Below are 18,789 nucleotides of genomic sequence, written 5' to 3' on the forward strand. Positions count from 1 at the left end.
AACGAGGAGGTAACTTTCAACGGCTATGGTGAGTTCATTCCCTCGATCGAATACCTGTTTCTTAGAGGCACCCCATGGAACCAATCAACCCAAATACATTCTCAAATCAGACGAGCTGCGTATTCAGTCAGAATCAATTTCTAAAATTCCAATTGAATCGAGATCAATGCCTACAAATGATCAAGTCGGTTCTGTCAGAACTGAATGCGCACATTAAGGAGTTTGGCGACAAACTATTGTGCATTGTCAGGGAAGGAACGGCAACCTATGCGTTCGAACTGAACTTTGAATTTATGCCAAACAATGCTGTAGTTCGAGTTGAAAATTTTCGCGTTTTAAATAGCTTTTCGGAGCTGGTCGAGTTGCGTTATCAAATGCAAAAAATAAATTGCAGATAGCAGTACAGATTTAATTAGGGGGCAGGGGGCACCAGTGATGGTGTCCTCTTCTTTTTGCAAAGGTCACAGAAATGTAACGCTGCAAATTTAGGATATCAACATAAAGCGTACCAGCAGCCCCTTTGGCGCATTCATCTTAGTATAGGTAGCAAATGTCCTTCGACAGATCTCAACAACCTACGCAGGAAACTTATTCCGAACGATCGGTTGCGGCTCATCATGCCAGTCGACGAATGTCCGATGAAGCTCATGTTCAACATCTGGATTTTCGTCCATCGTACGATCGTGGACTGTCAAGCAACAACACTCCAATCCAACATGCTGTCTATCGTCCAATGGAGGATGCCACCGATCTATTGAGAGCGGCGCGGCACGGTCGCCAGGATCAGGAGAGAGCGCGTTATGCCGAGTTTCATGGTGGCAATCCTTACGAGAGGGCGCGCCATGCTGAGTTTCATGGCGGCAATCCTTACGAGAGAGCACGTCATGCTGAGGTTCCTGGTAGCAGATCTCACGACAGAGCACGCCAATACGAAGGTCCTGGTCGTTACGATCGACGAGACCATGGTCGTGAGAGGGATTCACTGTTTGATGAGATTGGTCATGCAGCAAAGATTGTGCAGAATGCCTTTGAGTCAATCGGAGAGAAACTCTGGGCACGTACTAAATTCAAACATGTAGTACAAAACGGCAATCTGGGATGCGCGGCAGCTGTATCAGAATGCCTGAATCGCTCAGGTTTCGAATACGCGAACAGCGCAGGCGTGGGCGGTCTTGTCGATCAACTGATGAAACGAGGCTGGACTAAACATCCAATCAGCGAAGCACGTCCAGGCGATGTCATTTATGGTCATAGAGGCAGCGGATGGCGAAACGGTGGTGGCAATGCGCATATCGGCATTATGGGAGAAAACGGCACTGCATTCGGCAATAGTTCAAGCTCCGGACAGTGGAAGCATGCACCTCTAGAGGGAATTATCGGCTCTCGCAGATTTGGACAGAACCGTTATTGCCTGCGACCACCCGGTGGAAACGAAGGAGTTCATGATCCCCGCGAGCTGATCGATGCGCGCCCGCCGAGAGGTCCCCGTCCACCACTGGATGCACGTCCACCTCTGGATGCACGTCCACCTCTGGATGCACGTCGACCTCTCGATGAGCGTCTACAGGACCGAGAACGACCGTCACCGATCGATGGTAGGCGTCCCCCGATGAACCGGCCGGAGAACGACTGTATAAACGCTGTCATGGATGGACGCACATCTGCAACCGAAAAACTGGCAGCCGTTCAACAACTCTCACATCAGGGAGTTTCTCAATTCCGTTTTCAGGGTGCAGACGGTCAGAGCTATTCGATGAGAACTGAGACCCAGTCGGTCGGCAACCGTGAGATGGTTCATCTATTCATAACCCTTCCTGACGGAAAAGAGCGCGTCGTACTGCGCGGTATCGCAACGGGCGACGGCAACTTCGAGCGTGAAAAATCATCTAATGGACGCAGCGTCGACTTCTATGGCAAAGGAGCTGGTGCTGTTTACGGCAGTGAAAGCAGAAGCGAAAGAGCTGATCTCTATCAATTCGATGGTGGTAGACGCGATCCAAGAAGGCTCAGCAACGGCGACCAAAGCACTGGTAATGGTGCGCTCGACCTTTACCAATTCGACGGCGACCAACGCAATAATTCAGCGACTTTGGAAACGCGACGTACACCACCATCAGACGGTCGTCCGCAGCAATCGATGTATGAGAGATACAGGCGAGAAGAAGAACGTCGAGAGCGAGATCAGCGGAACCCATTCGGCGACAGCGTACCGGATAATGGCAATCAGGCATCGATTAACAAGATTATGGACGATGCGCAACGTGCAGCTAACAACAGTGCAAACCAACTGATCCGCACGCCTCAGGGAGTTTACATGCGGGCAAGAATGGACATAGATGCGGACGGTTCACCCAGAGCACGGCAAATCGATCCAACCGGACAGACTCAAACCAGTATGAGATACACGGACGGCTCATCAGTGAACGCCGAGGAAGTACCGTATATGGTGCTGCCAGGGGGACAGTTTTCGCAATTCGGCATCAAATTGGGGGACATGTGCCTTGTGCGTAACAAGGAGAACGGCAAGGTGACAGTGGCAGTATTCGCTGACGTGGGTCCGCGCCATAAGCGCGGTGAAGGTTCGATGAAACTAGCCGAAGAGCTCGGCATCAATCCTTCTCCCACTCGAGGAGGAATTTCGAAACCCAACATAGAATATTTGGTCCTGCCTGGCAGCGGCTATCCGGCCCAAAATCAGCAACAACTGCTAGCAAGAATCAACGCCCAAAAGCAACGTTTGGGCTTACGATAACGCTATTGGGGCGCTTCCGTCATTTTGTAGCCAAGACCCTTCAAAGTCTTGATCAAAGATGGCTGACCTTCAATATCAATCTTGTTTCGCAGACGCAAAATCCTCTGGCGAACAGCAATATCTGTAGCATCTGACTCGGTCGTAAATACACGATCCAGCAATTGCTGAGAACTGAAAGTTCGTTCAGGATTCTTCATGAACAGCTCAAGCAAGATGAGCTCGCTCGGAGACAACTCAATCGGTACACCGTTGCGCGACACAACCGATGTGGCCACATTCAATTCCAGATAGCCGACTTTAATCTTCTTCTCTTCAAGCTCTGTCGGTCTACGCAGGAGCGCTCTCACCCGTGCCAGAAGTTCCTTGTAGTGAAACGGCTTGGTCAGATAATCGTCAGCGCCTGTCTCGAATGCTTCGAGTTTGTTGTCGGTGTCGGTCTTTCCGGTTAAAAAGAGAATAGGAATTTGCCCACCGTGGTCACGATAGCCCTTGCAGACCTCGACGCCCGTTATATCCGGCAAAGTCCAATCGACCACAGCCAGGTCATAATGAAAAAACTTAAGCCGATAGAGAGCGTCTTCGCCTTCCAGAGTGTGGTCAACCACATGCCCTTCGGCACTGAGAGCCTCTTGCACCACGGTTGCTAGCTTTGGATCGTCCTCGACAAGCAGTATCTTAGCCACTGAATCACCTTTTCGACACTGCCTGATTTTAGCACTAGCTAAAATCAGTGGACATTGTCAGTATCGAACTTGTCAGCATGGGAATATAAGACGAGACGGCAATCCTGGAAGGGTCAAACTTGCTTCTCACACTCTCTCGAATTATTTATCCGCGAGCGCAGACACGCAGACCACCATTGCAGAGATGGCAGCCGCCTCCGGGCCCAAAAGCTATGACGGTGTACCGGCATGTAAACCTGTTGGTCATTTTCGCTCTTACTGCATCGCCTTCATCTGCCCAGCATCAACAACAGCACAAAACAAACAACTCCAGCCACAATGGCAAAGCTGCTCAGCACTATGCACCAGCCCTGAGCCAATCGCAAATGGCTGACATGCTTGATCAGGTGTCCACAGGTAGAGCGCCAACACTGCCAACCCACTCGAATCCGTCCAATAAGGCAGCTACATCCCGTGGCATGACAGGATCGGGTTCATCATCAGGCGCGATCGTCAGACCGCCAGCAGGTGGACTGATAAATCGCAATTTCAACTCGGGCAATGTTCACCCCATGGGTATGGGGATGGCTCGCGGCATGTCGTCAGGCATGGGAATTGCTCGTCCACCCGCTCTGGGAGGAAGCAATCGCGGCATGATGCCAATGGGCACCATGGGCGGTGGAGGGATGGCTCATAGCGCAATGACAGGCGGTGGCGCTGCCCAATTCATGCAACAGTTTAAACAGAAATTTGGCGCTCTGATGCCCGGCGCTATGGGCGCCGGCGAGCAGGAAAGCGGAATGGGCGGAATGCCCGGTGCCATGGGTGGCGGAATGCCCGGTGCTATGGGTGGCGGAATGCCCGGTGCCATGGGCGGCGGAATGCCCGGTGCCATGGGCGGCGGCGGCGGAATGCAAGCACAACTGATGCAACGCCTGTTTCAAGGACAAGCACCGGGTGGAACCGGAGCGGGGATGTCCGGTTTCCCGGGGCGTGCACCAGCGCGGATGCAAGCCACATCGCGCAATGACGATGTCATAAAACGGCCACCTGGCGTCGCAGGCATCGCCGGCGGTGCATCAACTGCACCACCGGGTCACTCGACTTCATCGAGTTCGGCAAGCGATCTGGAGCGCCAGATGGAACAACAGTACGGGAAATAATCAAACCCGCCCGGCACTTAGCAGATCAAGTCTCATGAAATAATCGGCTCTCTCATATTCTGTGCTATGCGCCAGTGCTGGCACCTCTACAAAGCCGCACTTCTTATACAATCCAATGGCTGGGCTTAAGTTCGAGTTCGTCTCGAGTGTGATGGCTTTTGCACCACGTTTCTTTGCTTCTTCAATGCATGCTTGAATTAAATCGTAGCCTATTCCTCGACCCTGATAAGCCTCGTCGACACTCATTTTCGCCAACTCAAATTCGCCATTGCCGAGATTTAAAATCGCCAGCGTGCCGACGACTTTTCCGTCGATCTTGGCGAACAGAACGGCGCCACCTGGGGCGATGATCTCCGTTTCTGGATTCTCAAGAATACGCAAATCAGCGGCTTCCAATTTAAAGAACTTTTCAATCCAGGCACGATTCAATCGCAAGAAGTCTTCGCGATATGCCGGACTGTAATTTACTATTTCTGCACCTCTTAAACGAACATCTTTCACGTCACTAATCCTCTCTTTCACTGATTTAAATGCAAACTTTCTTTCAATCGCTTCTATTTCCTTCAAAAAATTTCCGCCGGCATCCGAGATCAAATCATCAGCGGCCGCTTCAATACGATCCCAAAGTGGCTCCAGTTCGGCAGCTAGCTTTTTTCCTCTAGCGCTCAAAGAAACAAGCCGTTTACGTCCATCCTTCTTATCCTGGGCTGAGACTACCAACCCCTTCTTTTCCAGTTCGTTGACTGTTAAGTTGACCGCTGGGTGCGTGACACCGAGTTTAGTGGCTATTTCACCAATCGAGTTTCTTCCATCGGTATGCAACAGATGAAAAACCGGAAACCATTTCGGTTCGAAATCGAAATCGTACATTTTATAGATATCGTGCACGTCCTGAAAGAATTTCTCGGACAAGCGCTTAAGGCGGCTGCTCATAGCCAGGCTGCCAAGATTGACAATGTAATCCACTTAATTAACTCCGTAAGCTTTTACGTAAGTACTTACATAGTTTACTCGAAGTGCAGCCCCTGTCAAGCTCTGCAAAACTTCTCGTTACGATACGGCCATGAATTTCTTCCGATATCGGAAAAATTCAAGTCATTTTTATAGACTTTGAAAGGGTGAGGCTGAGACAGCGTCCAGGATCGCCGATCCTAGATCTTAAACACATAGCCCGATCCATAAATGGTCTCAAGCGTATTGCCCTCGGGATCAATCTTCTGGCGCAATCTCTTCACTGTAGTCCTTACAACATCCAGGTTACTTTCACTCTCTGTCGCCCAGACGTGCTCGAAGATGAATTCAGGTGGCAGAAGTACATTGGGATGCCTTACAAACAATTCCAGCAATTGGAACTCTTTACGCGAGAGATCGATTATCTGTCCGTCAATTTCAACTTGATGCTGAGCAAGATCGACTATTATCCTGCCCACCTTCAGCTGATCCGCCTGAAAAAAAGATTTGCGGCGCAAAAGCGCCTGCACTCGCAATTGCACTTCACGCAGATCGGCGGGTTTGGTCAAATAGTCGTCAGCCCCGGTCTCAAATAATTGAGTTTTGTCCTTGATCTCATGCCTTCCCGTCAAAACCAAAACGAGCAGCTTGCTACCTCTATCGCGCAACTGCCTCAGAACTTGCTGACCGGAGCCATCGGGCAAGTTCAGATCGAGAATGAGGAGGTCGTAGTCGAAAGAACGCAAAAGCTCGTTCGCTGAACCGGCATCATGGGCAGTATCAACTTCATGAAAGTATGATTTGAGAAACTTTGCCAGTATGTCGCAGAATTCGGAATCGTCTTCTGTAATAAGTATCTTCGCCATTTATTTCGTGACAAGATGTGGGATCGGATCAATTCTAAACCTGTACCTCTAGAATTGCATGCCCATCACTTGACGACACTTAAATTGAGAGACGCTTCTCAACAGCCTCTGTGATGCGCATAATAACGCTATGTCAACACGAGAGAAAAATTTGAGCCGCTGGTTCCACTCCCTGACCACCAGGGGAGTATTCGTCATCTTCTTGTTGACAGCCGTGCAAACGATTTCTCTTTCCTCCTACGAATTCCTGCTGGACCGAGCTGAAAGACTCGCTCAGATTGAAGCGAATGACAAGAGCTTTGCCAGTCAACTGAATTGGTTATCAACGCTCAGCGCCGTCTTCGCTCTGCTCACGATAGACGCCGGTTGTGGTGCACAATCCAAGTATGGTCAAGAAGCACTGCCTAAATGCGAGACACAGATGCTGTTTGCAGTGGATGTGCTCGCTCCTTTGTTGACAAACACTCAAACAGCAAAATTGCGAGCCCAGGTTAACTCATTGATCGAGGAGTGCAAACGAACCCTTGCCCTTATGCAGGCGAACAGTGCCACTTCATTCAAGCAAATTTCCAGCCAGTCTCATATCGGAGCCCAGTGCGAGCAGCTGGCGCAATTGCGCCTTGATCTGATTCTCCAAAATCGAGCCCGTTACCCACTCACACGAGACTTCTTGCCGAAGACAAGAACAGAACTGAAGCAAATAATTCACGGTCTGTTTGTGCTCAATGTTGGCTCTGGGACAATTCTCACTCTGCTCTTAATGAGGGGCATTTGCACGCGATTGGCTCGTCTTGAAGCGAACATGGATCGCTTCGAGAAGGGAGAAACGTTAGTAGAAAGCAAAACCGGTTCTGATGAAATTGGCAGGCTGGAGAGAAACTTCTACCAGATGGCACATCGCATTGAAGAATCTACAAAAGAGAAGCAGGAGCTACTCTCGATGGTCAGTCACGACTTACGTACACCACTGGCATCGGTGCAGGGTATCCTCACCATGCTTGCCCTCGAGAGGCTCGAACCGCTCGGTCCGGAATCCAAACAACTGGTTGAACGCGCAGAGCGCAATCTTGGCCGCACAATTACTCTAATCAACGATCTTCTTCAAATCGAGCGCTTGTCCTCGGGCGCCTTTTCCCTCGACACCGCATCGGTTGCCATCGGACAACTGCAAGAGAAGTGTTTCGAATCTGTGCAAGACCTCGCCGAACAGCGCAACATCAAGATTGCTCTGGGCAAAACCGATGCAGTCGTGAGGGCGGACAAAGAACGAATAACTCAGGTTCTAATGAACCTCCTGTCCAACGCAATCAAGTTTTCTCCTGACGGACAGACGATCGACTTACAAACAGTGGTGCAAGACGATTCGGTCGAAGTGCGGGTCATCGACAGAGGCAGGGGAATTCCCGATGAGAAGAAGGAACTCGTATTCGAGCGATTCAAGCAAGTCTCAGAAGAGGATAGCGCACAAAACAAAGGCAGTGGGCTCGGTCTTGCTATAGCCAAAGCTTTAATTCTCAAACATGGCGGCAAAATAGGCGTTACAGACACGCCCGGCGGCGGCAGCACCTTTTGGTTCAGCCTGCCTGGATATTGTCGTGCGGACACCGATTAGCCACAGGCTTCCGGCATCATGAAGAAATTCCAAATCCCTACATACCTCAAAGTGTTACTCAAAAAGGTGTCTTGAGTCAGACACTGCAATGAATAGCAAAAATGGGACGAAGTGTTGAAAGTGCGTAAGCATCTTCAGCAAAGAGTCGATTCGTCCGAAACTTACCAACAATTCTCAGCTGCGTGAAGCAGAATCAACATCCATGTCTGCCAGAGAGAAACATATCCAACGCTTAGAAAAGGGCAGCACGGCGGAATTTGCACCGGTGCTGCTGGTACTTTTCGTTATCGTTTTATTTCCCCTGATCAACTTCTTTGGGACTGCCATCGGTTATGCCAATGCATGTGCGATGTCTATCAGGTGGGCCTCAATTGCAGCCGGCGCTACAGGCATGGAAAGCGGTACGGCTCTTGTTGAACGCGATTCCTCCAGAAGTATGCAAACCGGGCTCGCTTCGCTCGTCAAACTGAACCTGACGAGCATCAGGGTCTACGGCATAAGAACGCATATTATGAACGGATCGGTAGAGTATATAGGTCCCAAGAAGAGAGCCAATCCGCCACTCAATACGACCGACTATGTATACGAATACATGACTAAAGCCGAATTTGAGCAGCAGCCTTTTGTGTCGATGAGCAGTGTGCCCGGTCTTGTGAAAATACCTGGTCTAAGCGCTCCATTCAAATACACCCTGAGTCAGATGCGAGCAGTCGAACATCTGGAAGGTCTAATTCACGACCCCGTACTGGCTTCGAATTCAAGCGTATCAGTGGACCTTATTTCGGACGACTCCGACAGTTTCGACTCAGGCGAATGGAAAACCGGCTGGCCCCCATAGAGGAATAGTATCGATGAACGACCATAAGTGGCAAAGACGGAATCGCGCAGCCAGGGGCAGCGTACTGGCTCTGACACTGGCGGTGCTCTCCGGTTTCACACTATTGTTTCTCTCATTCGCGCTGGCCTTCATTCGTTTCATCGGCACTAACCAGGAACAGCGTTCCGCGATTGAATCTGCTGCGCTGGCAGCCGCCTGCGATTTGTCACGCATCGTGATCGATGATCCGGATCTTGGTCTCATATCCCTATCAGACTATGCCCCCACTGGCAGTGGCACTATCGCGGCAGACAAATACGCCATGCCTGTTCGAAGCATCAACACCGTTTGGGGTTCGGTCATGCAGAACATGGACTTTGCACTTCAAAGTGGTGATTCAACAATGGAGAGCGCCGCGGAGCGAGATTACGAAATGGCCGTAGCAGCTTCACAACGTTTACGCGCCGCACTCACCCAAGCAGTTCGGCCCGGCGGCTCCGGCATCGACTATGAAGGGAGGGTCGTCAGACCTTACGACGATGCCCTCCTTGCTTACAAAAAGTGTGTAATCAGATTGACGGGTAATGATTCGACCTACGTCAACGGATCGCTCTCATTAAGCCTGGGATGCATTCCTGGTCTGTCGTCATGCATCCCCAAGGCCGTTGCAGGCATAAGGAAAGCCCACTGCTACAACAATGAATTCGGTGAGTGCTTCCTGACTTATACAAACTACCGTTTCAACAACAGAGACTTCGTGTTCAGCGGAGTGGACAACAAGACTCAACTTGTTAATGTGCGTCAGTTTCAAGACACAATCGCTGCACTAGACGACAAGATTGTGCCCAGCGTTGTGAAAGCCGAGGCAGATCAAAGCTACTCAGACATCGGAGGCTCGGCGCGCCGTATACACGCTGCAGCATGCGCCGAGCCAGGCGGCGTATCTGATCCGCTGCCGGCTCCTGGTGCTCTAATAATTAGCTTTCCTGACGGCGTACCAGCAGGAATCGAATCCGTAAAAGATCTGCAAAAAAATCCATTGCTTGCCCATCTCAATGTCTCTTACCACACTGCCGGAGGCGGCGATTACCCGGCCGCCAATACTTCCCTGGTCGAACTTAGCAACCCTGCTGAATTCGGATTGCAGATGAACGCCGCCAGTGCCATCAATCGCGGCATCTATGATTGGATCAGGCGACGCAGCCTTTTCAAAAGCAAAACCTATGCACCGGTAGTTTCAAACAATGCATCGGAGATGGGCAGCTCTTTCATCGCACAGCCATTTGAAAAAACAGGCAAGTCTCTATCTTACGTCTACAGCTTTGGACAATCTCCCAGGCGGCTTGGTGCAGACGAAGTTGTATCGATGCTTGACGATGCCGCTGGTTCTTCTGCTGGCACCTCAGCACCATTACCAGCACCGCTCAATATGCTCAGCGAAGGGCAACTGCTGGCTGTAAGCACTGAGCCGTTCGTAGCCAGCGATGGCAAAAAGTATGACGTCATCGTACAAGACATGGTGATCAAACCAGGCCGCATCAAGGGTGGAGCCCACGGAGGCGAACCACGACCCGATCCACGAGCCACAAAATCGGACAGCCTCGAAATATATAATTACACCGGCACACCCCCTAACATACCGTCCAGTCCTGCAATCGGATGGCGCGGAGACGGCAACGGCACGTCTTACAACGTTTGGAAGCGCCTGGGGCAGGGCGCAGGCTCCACCGGTGGTGGCGGTAGCATGAACCAACCGCAGTACTATGGCTATAAAAGCGGCTCCGGTGATCAAATAGTCAGACCTACCTATCAGCGTAACGGTCTGGCTGTCGAAATAATATTTCGAGAAAGCGCTCAATTCTGAGCGCTGTTCATTTCGGCGTAAGCTAGCAGACAAGAGAGAAGCCCCGAGAGTCTCGAGACTCTCGGGGCTTTCCCTGATGCTTTCCCTGCCCCTGGTGCGGTACTTAGAGCGGGATATCAGGACCGGGCTGCGGATTCAAACGCATCGACTGCAGGGCTTCTTTGATCTCGTTTATACCGGTTACATCCGAACCAGGCTTGCCCGAGTTGAAGTCTTTGAGTCCCTTACGAATCCCATCTGTGGCTTGATCTACGAGATCGCCCCGATCAGTCAATGTCTTTTGCGCACTATTTATAGCATCCATGGCTCCCTGCGTGTCACCGGATTTCAGCTTAGCCAGGGCATCTTCGTATGACTTGCAAGCTTCGGAGGTGAACCCATTTCCTTTCATACCATCGATTGTCTTTTGCAATTCTTCTTCGGCCTTCTTCGTGTTGCCGTTGAGAATATCTCTGTCCGCCTGCTGACCACCGCGTTTGGCATAGTCGATTAACTCGCCTTCTTTATTCAAATCCTGCAGTGCTTTTCGAATCTCCTTTTCTCCATTTTGATAACGCTCATAGTCTCCGCTCTGCAAATCTTTCAAGCCGTTGCGAGCATCCCAGTTGGCCTGGGCTACGTAATGGGGCTCTTGCGGGCGTTCACGCGGTGTATTGTCTGTGGAGGTAGTAATCGCTGTGGAATCTTTTGCGCTGCCATCGCCGGTCTGAGCAGAATCGACAATGTTCAAAGGCGGCAAGTCGGCAGAGCTGCTTGCACCTCTCATTTCATTTATGGCTGCTCTACTATCGGTCTTTCCCAGCTCTTGAGAAACGAGTGCCAAATTATGATTTTCAGTGGGTCGTGCTGCTCGTGAATCAATCTGCTCAAAATGCTGATCTACCATGGGGAGTATCCTCCGTTGTTCCAGCCAGAAATAAACAAGAGTAGTAACTTAAGCGCGAGTGACTGGGCTTGCTCGGCTGTAGACATACTTGTAAGGCAAGAAAATGACAAACCTGGATCATCACAGCTGCGCAAAATGCACGACAAAACAAAAGGGCAGTATGCCTGTCATACTGCCCCTAGCGTCATACTCGCCGGAACGGATCGTCAGGTACTCTGGAACATTTTAAAATACTCAATCTGCGTGCCATGCTGAGGACCGAAAGGTCCATCATTGATGTGATCCAGACCGCCCCAGTTTCCACCAACTGCAGTATTCAGCAACCAGTTCAAACTCTGGCCTCCAAATTTGTCTGTTACTTTTCCAAGCACGTGACCATCGAAATAGTAAGTTGTCTCGTTGCCGTGCACTGCCACTGCATAGTTATGAAAACTGTTGGTCAATGTTTGTTTATCACCATCAAGAGTTGGCGGTTCCTTGTCCAGGATGTCCTTAACATTAGCCCAGCCTCCCTGTGCCGTATGTGCTGATCCTGGTCCCCAGTCATGAGTGTTGAAGTGATAGTTGTAATCATCGGCTCGAGAGCCTGTACCATGCTCGCCATTGCGCAGTCCTTCCATCACATCTATCTCTCGCCCCGTGCGCCAGGCCCAGAATGCCGGCCATGTTCCACCCGTATCCGATAGCTTGATTCGCGCCACAAAGAGACCATCGGCAGGAAGCGTGTCTTTCGTCGTTATCATTCCCGAATAAATTTGGCCGTTGGCGTCACGGGTAACAAACTGGTCGGCCACAGTGATCTGCTTGCCCGTAACGGGATCGGTTACTGTAGTAACTTTTGTGTTATCGGGACTGTCGAGTTGTTTTTCACCATTGCCGGGATAGGAACGATTGCCGAATTGATCCGAGCCATTAAAGAACTGACTCATTGTGGGATCGTCGGCAAACTTGCTGTCAAAATGCTTCTTCCAGTTGCCGTCAATTCCTGCGATTGCCTGGTCGTCCTGACTCAACTTATCGGAACCGCCGTTGCCCTTTCCGCCACCGTCGGAACCGCCTTTACCACCACCGTCAGAGCCACCACCGCTGCCTGCAGGCGGTGCATCCTTGGCCATAAAATTCAACCACTCGTCCCATTTAACGACACTGTCTTTTCCAGCCATCGTCTTGTAAGCGTTGTACAAATCGTTGATGCTTACAGTTTTCGCATCACCATCCAGACCAGAGAGGCGATCGAATCTATCTGTCGGAGTCTGCAATCCCTGAGCTGCGAAAAACCGACTCCATTCATCGCGATCAATTAAATTGTCGCTGCCCTTCATGGAAGTGAAGCCCTGGTAAACATCTTGAAACGACAGAGAACTGCTATCACCGTCCATGCCGGCCAGTGTGCTGAAGTGCCCTTTGGGTACCTGGGACAGAGAAGCGGCTTCGGATTGTGCGGAAACAGCGGCTTGTGTACTCGGGTATGGCGACGAAAATTCAAGATAATTCGAAGGCGTTGGGTCCGGCTGAGCGCTGGACCGCTCACCAGATGCAAACAGCTGATGAACGTCAAAATCAGCGTTGGTAACTGCTGCCTTATCACGGCAACTGTCAAGATTTTCACGATGGCAATCTCTCATATCCAACTCCTTTTCTAATAACCGGATGGACGGACGCAAAAACCACGCTTCTTATCGAGTAGTAAGGTGTTAGAGAAAGACCGGAAGAAAGCGCGTCAAAATGGAATCTAAGTGCAAAAAAATGACAAACTCGGATCTTTTCCAGACGACGGGTCCAGATCGTTCGTCAAATTAAGCGTGCACACAGCCCGCGTATTTCAGGCATTTAAAAATGCTTTACAACGTTTGGCAAAGTTGTACTATGACGTCGCAACTCGGCACACCCGTCCTCACGGCCAGGTTGGCGAAAAGAATGGCTCCGACAGGATTCGAACCTGTAACCTGGCGATTATGAGTCGCTTGCTCCACCATTGAGCTACGGAGCCACAAAATGGGGCGAAGAAAACTATTCTATACCAACTTTGCGGCTGAAAACCGGTGCATTGCTCAACGTGACGTTGTCAGGCAAATTCATCTAAAAACCCGGGTTAACGGGAATATTGGGCTGGTTGAGAACTTTAGTGCGAGATCACTCAGTGGACCAGGGCCACCAAAATCAAGAGATACCTGATTTTTCACAAGATGCAGGCAGTGCTCTAGAGAATAGCAAGCGCATTTGCCCGAACTGTGGGCTGAAACTTTCGACTGACATCGCTATTTGCCCAAATGACGGCACAGTTTTGAGCGAAAGTGCTGCCATTGGAAGCAAGCTGGCGGACCAATACGAGTACTTATCCGAAATCGGATCGGGTGGTATGGGAGTCATCTACAAAGCCCGGCACGTGGCACTAAACCAGATCGTGGCAATAAAGATGATGCACAAAAATCGTATGGACGAGGTAAGCGTGCGCCGCTTTCAGCAAGAGGCTAAAGCCGTAACAGCACTGGACCACCCTTCAATCGTCAGAGTGCGAGACTTTGGTGTAAGTGACGCTGGGCAACCGCATATGGTGCTCGACTTCATTGAGGGAGACACTCTGGCATCGGCGATCCGCAAATCAGCAGGACTGACGGTAGAAGAATCGCTTGAAATCTTCATACAGGCCTGCGATGCACTTGACCATGCTCACCGTCGAGGAGTACTGCACCGCGATTTAAAACCAAGCAACATCATGCTCGTGCCACGTTTATCGGGGGCACCACTGGTAAAAATTGTTGATTTCGGAATCGCCAAAATAAATAATCCAGATGCAGATTCAGGCGTGATGAATCTTACGCAGACGGGAGAGGTTTTCGGCAGTCCGCTATACATGAGCCCCGAACAAGCATCGGGAGCAAAGCTAGACAAGCGTTCCGACATCTACTCATTCGGATGTCTAATGTACGAAACGCTTACAGGAGCGCCTCCCTTCGTAGGAGGAAGTTCCATTGAGACAATTTTCCGCCAGCTGAACGACCCGGCGCCATCATTAAAAGAGGGCTCGTTAGGAAAAGAATTTCCAGCAGAACTTGAAGCGATTGTTGCCAAAACGCTGGAGAAAAAACCCGAAAATCGATTTCAATCGATGGCCGAACTCAAGCATCAGTTAATGACCTTAAGATCGGGTAAGAGCGAAGCCGAATCAGACAGTGCCACCATAGATGATGAATCGAAAAACAAAAAACGCATCGAAATTAAAGCATTGCTTGGTGCACTTCTTGTCCTGATTGTTCTCGCTGCTGGGTCCGGCTACTTCGTAGTAACAGGTCTGTTGAAAAAAGATAAGCCAGTAGAGCCAGTCTTAGACGACCAGATGAAAGCCAAACGGATCATCGCCAGGAACCTCGATGCCAGCGAGATTGACCTGAGCAATCTAAAGCTGAACGACAAGATGCTTGAAATGTTTGCTGGTCCAACCAGAACGACGTCGGTGAAATTATCGAATTCATCAGTGACTGGACCGGGTCTGGCCAATCTTATCCATCTTCCCCTGAAGTCTCTTTCACTGAACGGTTCACCTATAACCGATCGTGCTCTTGAAGACATAGGACACATGGACAATCTCGAAATTCTCGACCTGCGAAAAACTTCGATTACTGATGCCGGTCTTAACAACTTAAGAGGGCTTACAGCATTGAAAGAACTCGATATCAGTGAAGATGCTGTTGGAAAACGCGCCTGCCTGATGATCAAACACTGGCCAAATCTCACTGTTCTGAAGATGGACAAAACCAACATAGACAGTACTGATGCGTACGCCGATATTGCCGGCAGCAGCAGTCTTAGAACTGTGAGCTTGAACGATTGCTCATTACGAAACTCTGATCTCGCTGCTTTGAGAAACAGCAAAATCGAGAACTTAAGCATTGATGGTACTGCCGTTGATGACCAGGGGTTAAGCCAGATACCCTCGATGACGTCATTGAAAGTGCTGAGTATAAAGCGATGCAAGGTGACACCGGAATCTCTGCAGACTCTCAAATCTAAACGACCAGACCTGCTCGTCACAACTCAATGATGACACCAGCAAGCCCGAAGTGAGCCTTGAAGACCACATGGACGTCAACGCAAGAACAAGTGAAGCACAAAGCTCCCTCACTCAAAGCCGGGTCTGCTCACAATGTGGACTTTCTGTCTCGTTCAGTGTAACCAGATGCCCAAATGACGGCACTTCTCTTCTTACGAAATCTGAGATAGGAACCGAACTGGCTTCTCAGTATGAGTTTCTCTCTGTCATTGCCAGCGGTGGCATGGGAATCATTTATGAAGCAAGAAATCTCGTCTTGAATCAAAAAATGGCCGTCAAAATGATGAAGACGGAGAAGCTAGACGAGAAAAACGTAAAACGATTTAAAAAAGAAGCAGAGGCTCTAGCAGCGCTCGAACATCCTAACATTATCCACGTTCGTCACTATGGCTTGACCGAAAATGGTCAGCCCTACATGGTTCTGGATTACGTCGAGGGTACTTCGATGTCTCAGCTCATTCAATCCAGGGGTCCGATTCCTGTTGCCTTCGCCATCCAATTTTTCATCCAGATTGCCGATGCACTGTCGCACGCTCATGAACGAGGCGTCTGGCATCAAGACTTGAAACCGAACAACATTATGATCTGTCAGTCAGGGTTGGCAATACCATACATCAAATTGATTGATTTTGGTATTGCCAAGATTATCAACGGCGAAGCTACTCCAGCTGGACTGACCGACACGGGCGATATCCTGGGCAGCCCTGCTTACATGAGTCCTGAACAAGCAAGTGGTGGCAAAGTCGATGAGCGCACTGATATCTACTCACTGGGATGCGTGATGTTCGAAGCGTTAACCGGAACGCAGCCTTTCAGTGGCACTACCGCGCTTGAGGTGATAGCTCACCAGGTCAACACGAAGGCACCATCAATCGAGGATCGTGCCTTAAGCGAATTTCCTCAGAGCCTCGTGCAGATCGTCGCTAAAACACTGGAGAAAAATGCAGACCAGAGATACCAGTCAATGGCGGAGCTGAGAGATGCGCTGGCTAAGGTATTGAAAAACGATCACGAAGATACTGGCCAATTCCGGGCCAGGACGCAAACAGAACAGTTCAAAGATTCGCTAAATACCCCCACTGCGAAAGCTTTGATGGTTACCGGAATTGTAATCACGATGACAATTCTATTCACCAACATCTGCTTGCTTATCGCTGAAGCAACACACGATCGAGAAGTCGCCCTTGCCCGCAAAAAGATCAAAGATGAGGCCGAAGCCGCAAATGTCTACGATGAGCCCGTCCTTGCGCGCCAGATGATTCGCGAAGGATTAACCAAATGGAGAGCCGGAGGACGATTTCAGCTGAAAGTCGACTGCGACGACAGTACATTGGATGAGTTCGGACTCTATCCGGCACAAGCAACTTATGTTGAGCTTGAAAATACAAACATCAAAGGACCAGGATTGGCCTATTTGATCCGCTACCCGGTGGATTTTCTGACAATGAATGATTCGAGCATGACTGATCGAGCCATGTTAGAGATAAAGCACATGAAGAGACTACGAGAACTGCAAGTGGACGCTACTTCAGTAACGAAAGCAGGATTCGAACAGCTGAGAGAAATGCCGAATTTGACTCGATTGTCGGCACGCACAGATCGCCTGAACGACGAAACCATGCGGGTCATAGCCGACATAAAATCACTTGAACACTTGCAGTGTGGTCGTAACGAAGGTATCACGGCGGTGGGCTATGCTTACTTGAAAAAATTACCCCATCTGAATTGCCTGGACATGTTGCAAAATCCCATTGATGCTTCAATTGCAAGAGCAATCAGTCAAGCCACTCAGATCAGAATTTTGAATTTCGAAAGAACAAACATCAATGACGATTGCTTGAGAGAAATTTGCAACTTGAAAAATCTGGAGGAACTTCTTCTTACCGACTGTAAGCATTTTACAGGCGTCGGTCTAAAATACCTGGTAAAACTGCCTGGTTTGAAGAGTGTAAAACTGGACAGAGACTCCCAACTGAGTGACAAAGAGATGATGGTACTGGGCGATTTGCCTAAACTGACAAATTTAGATATTCGGCGAACCAAGGTCGGAGACCTGACTATGGAAAAAATTGCGCACAGAGATCTGACTCATCTGTATATCCAACACACCAGAGTAACGGCCCGAGGTCTCTTGCAGCTTGTGAACTGCAAGCACCTGAAACTTGTCGAAGTCGAGAAGAATCAATTTTCGCCAGCAACTATTGAACAATTTGAAAAACAGAAGCCTGGAGTAATCAGATTCGTTCAACAAGAAGATTACAACGACGACTTCTGAGCCAGAGGACAAACTCTGATGTAGACGTTCAAACTTCGCTTGACACGTCTTCGTACCAGCGCTGATTACTGTCTCTCCAGCGTGCGTAAAGATCTGTTCGTCGATTCTGAAGTGTCGGTGATATTTCGCGAACTTCGTCAATTCTTTGTTTGTTAAGTTCGCTGACTAGAATGCATTCATTATTCGCGACACTTGCCTGTATGACACCCATCGGATCAACAACCATACTGTTGCCACAGCAGTTTATACCAACCTGTGCTGCCACCACCATGTACACGTTGTTTTCAATTGCGCGGGCACGAGTAAGAATTTCCAGATGCGCCTCTTTCATCGGTCCGGGTCGCCAGGCAGCGGGAAGAAGAATCACTTGTGCGCCCTGAAAAGCCAGAAAACGTGCCAGTTCCGGGAAGCGCAGGTCATAACAAGTCATCACGCCAAACGTCATTGTGCCGGCTTTAAAAACAAGCGTATTGCCGTCACCGGCCAACACACGGTCTGATTCCTTGGTGCCAAACGCATCATACAAGTGAATCTTTCTGTATGGGTCTTTAATCTGCCCATTTTCATCGATAACTACAACCGTGTTGTAGACTCGATTGGCATCAACGCTGCTCTCAAAAATTCCAGCGACGATGCAGATGCTATAAAGGTTGGCAAAGCGCTTTAATGCGGATACAAATGGTCCGCTCAGAGGCTCGGCGATATCGGTAAAGGATTGTCTTTCATCAAGCGATGCATACATGCAGCATTCTGGAAAGCAGATCAACTTGGCGCCCGACTCAAAAGCTTGTTTGACCAGCTCTTCGATCGTAGCCAGGTTCGAATCTTTGTCGTTGGAGACCGACATCTGTCCCACAGCAACTTTCATATTGATCTCCGCTCAGCCAGAT

Annotated in this window: 12 protein-coding genes, 1 tRNA gene and 1 pseudogene; 7 read left to right on the plus strand and 7 right to left on the minus strand. The window is 49.8% G+C overall.

Going from position 1 to position 18,789, the window contains the following annotated elements; genetic code table 11:
- Nucleotides 1-550: 550 nt before the first annotated feature.
- The gene (locus EKK48_21645) at nucleotides 551-2,752 is read left to right on the plus strand and encodes a hypothetical protein (protein RTL38512.1); all 2,202 of its coding nucleotides are present in this window, start codon (nucleotides 551-553) and stop codon (nucleotides 2,750-2,752) included.
- A gap of 2 nt (nucleotides 2,753-2,754) precedes the next feature.
- On the opposite strand, the gene EKK48_21650 is transcribed toward EKK48_21645, so the two are convergent.
- Nucleotides 2,755-3,435 carry a response regulator transcription factor gene (locus EKK48_21650; GenBank protein RTL38513.1) on the minus strand — a complete coding sequence of 227 codons (681 nt, stop codon included), beginning with the start codon at nucleotides 3,433-3,435 and terminating at the stop codon, nucleotides 2,755-2,757.
- An 803-nt stretch (nucleotides 3,436-4,238) separates the two neighbouring features.
- Here EKK48_21650 and EKK48_21655 point away from each other — a divergent pair.
- Nucleotides 4,239-4,325 (plus strand): annotated as a pseudogene (locus EKK48_21655) (sugar transporter).
- Between the two features lie 252 nt (nucleotides 4,326-4,577).
- Here EKK48_21655 and EKK48_21660 read toward each other — a convergent pair.
- Together EKK48_21660 and EKK48_21665 are read right to left on the minus strand one after the other, a co-directional pair.
- Complete coding sequence (locus EKK48_21660; GenBank protein RTL38514.1) at nucleotides 4,578-5,543, minus strand: GNAT family N-acetyltransferase; 966 nt, start codon at nucleotides 5,541-5,543, stop codon at nucleotides 4,578-4,580.
- A 185-nt stretch (nucleotides 5,544-5,728) separates the two neighbouring features.
- Nucleotides 5,729-6,394 (minus strand): response regulator transcription factor, encoded by a 666-nt coding sequence (locus EKK48_21665; protein ID RTL38515.1) that lies wholly within the window; start codon nucleotides 6,392-6,394, stop codon nucleotides 5,729-5,731.
- 130 nt (nucleotides 6,395-6,524) lie between these two features.
- On the opposite strand from EKK48_21665, the gene EKK48_21670 reads away from it, so the two are divergent.
- From EKK48_21670 to EKK48_21680, 3 genes are all read left to right on the plus strand, one after another.
- Nucleotides 6,525-8,006 (plus strand): HAMP domain-containing histidine kinase, encoded by a 1,482-nt coding sequence (locus EKK48_21670; protein ID RTL38516.1) that lies wholly within the window; start codon nucleotides 6,525-6,527, stop codon nucleotides 8,004-8,006.
- 202 nt (nucleotides 8,007-8,208) lie between these two features.
- Nucleotides 8,209-8,844, plus strand: a complete 636-nt coding sequence (locus EKK48_21675; protein ID RTL38517.1) for a hypothetical protein — start codon at nucleotides 8,209-8,211, stop codon at nucleotides 8,842-8,844.
- A gap of 13 nt (nucleotides 8,845-8,857) precedes the next feature.
- Nucleotides 8,858-10,687 carry a hypothetical protein gene (locus tag EKK48_21680; GenBank protein ID RTL38518.1) on the plus strand — a complete coding sequence of 610 codons (1,830 nt, stop codon included), beginning with the start codon at nucleotides 8,858-8,860 and terminating at the stop codon, nucleotides 10,685-10,687.
- 103 nt (nucleotides 10,688-10,790) lie between these two features.
- Here EKK48_21680 and EKK48_21685 read toward each other — a convergent pair whose 3' ends face one another.
- From EKK48_21685 to EKK48_21695, 3 genes are all read right to left on the minus strand, one after another.
- Nucleotides 10,791-11,573 carry a hypothetical protein gene (locus EKK48_21685; protein RTL38519.1) on the minus strand — a complete coding sequence of 261 codons (783 nt, stop codon included), beginning with the start codon at nucleotides 11,571-11,573 and terminating at the stop codon, nucleotides 10,791-10,793.
- A 206-nt stretch (nucleotides 11,574-11,779) separates the two neighbouring features.
- Nucleotides 11,780-13,198, minus strand: coding sequence for a glycosyl hydrolase family protein (locus EKK48_21690; GenBank protein RTL38520.1), 1,419 nt, complete (start codon nucleotides 13,196-13,198; stop codon nucleotides 11,780-11,782).
- A gap of 293 nt (nucleotides 13,199-13,491) precedes the next feature.
- Nucleotides 13,492-13,563 (minus strand) — tRNA-Met (locus EKK48_21695).
- Between the two features lie 150 nt (nucleotides 13,564-13,713).
- Between EKK48_21695 and EKK48_21700 the strand changes: the two genes are divergently transcribed.
- Together EKK48_21700 and EKK48_21705 are read left to right on the plus strand one after the other, a co-directional pair.
- Nucleotides 13,714-15,615, plus strand: a complete 1,902-nt coding sequence (locus EKK48_21700) for a hypothetical protein (protein ID RTL38521.1) — start codon at nucleotides 13,714-13,716, stop codon at nucleotides 15,613-15,615.
- Nucleotides 15,616-15,634: 19 nt separating this feature from the next.
- Nucleotides 15,635-17,899 (plus strand): serine/threonine protein kinase, encoded by a 2,265-nt coding sequence (locus EKK48_21705; GenBank protein RTL38522.1) that lies wholly within the window; start codon nucleotides 15,635-15,637, stop codon nucleotides 17,897-17,899.
- A gap of 28 nt (nucleotides 17,900-17,927) precedes the next feature.
- On the opposite strand, the gene EKK48_21710 is transcribed toward EKK48_21705, so the two are convergent.
- Nucleotides 17,928-18,767, minus strand: a complete 840-nt coding sequence (locus EKK48_21710) for a carbon-nitrogen hydrolase family protein (protein RTL38523.1) — start codon at nucleotides 18,765-18,767, stop codon at nucleotides 17,928-17,930.
- Nucleotides 18,768-18,789 lie beyond the last annotated feature (22 nt).

The sequence above is a fragment of the Candidatus Melainabacteria bacterium genome (genome assembly GCA_003963305.1).
Classification (GTDB): Bacteria; Cyanobacteriota; Vampirovibrionia; order Obscuribacterales; family Obscuribacteraceae; genus PALSA-1081.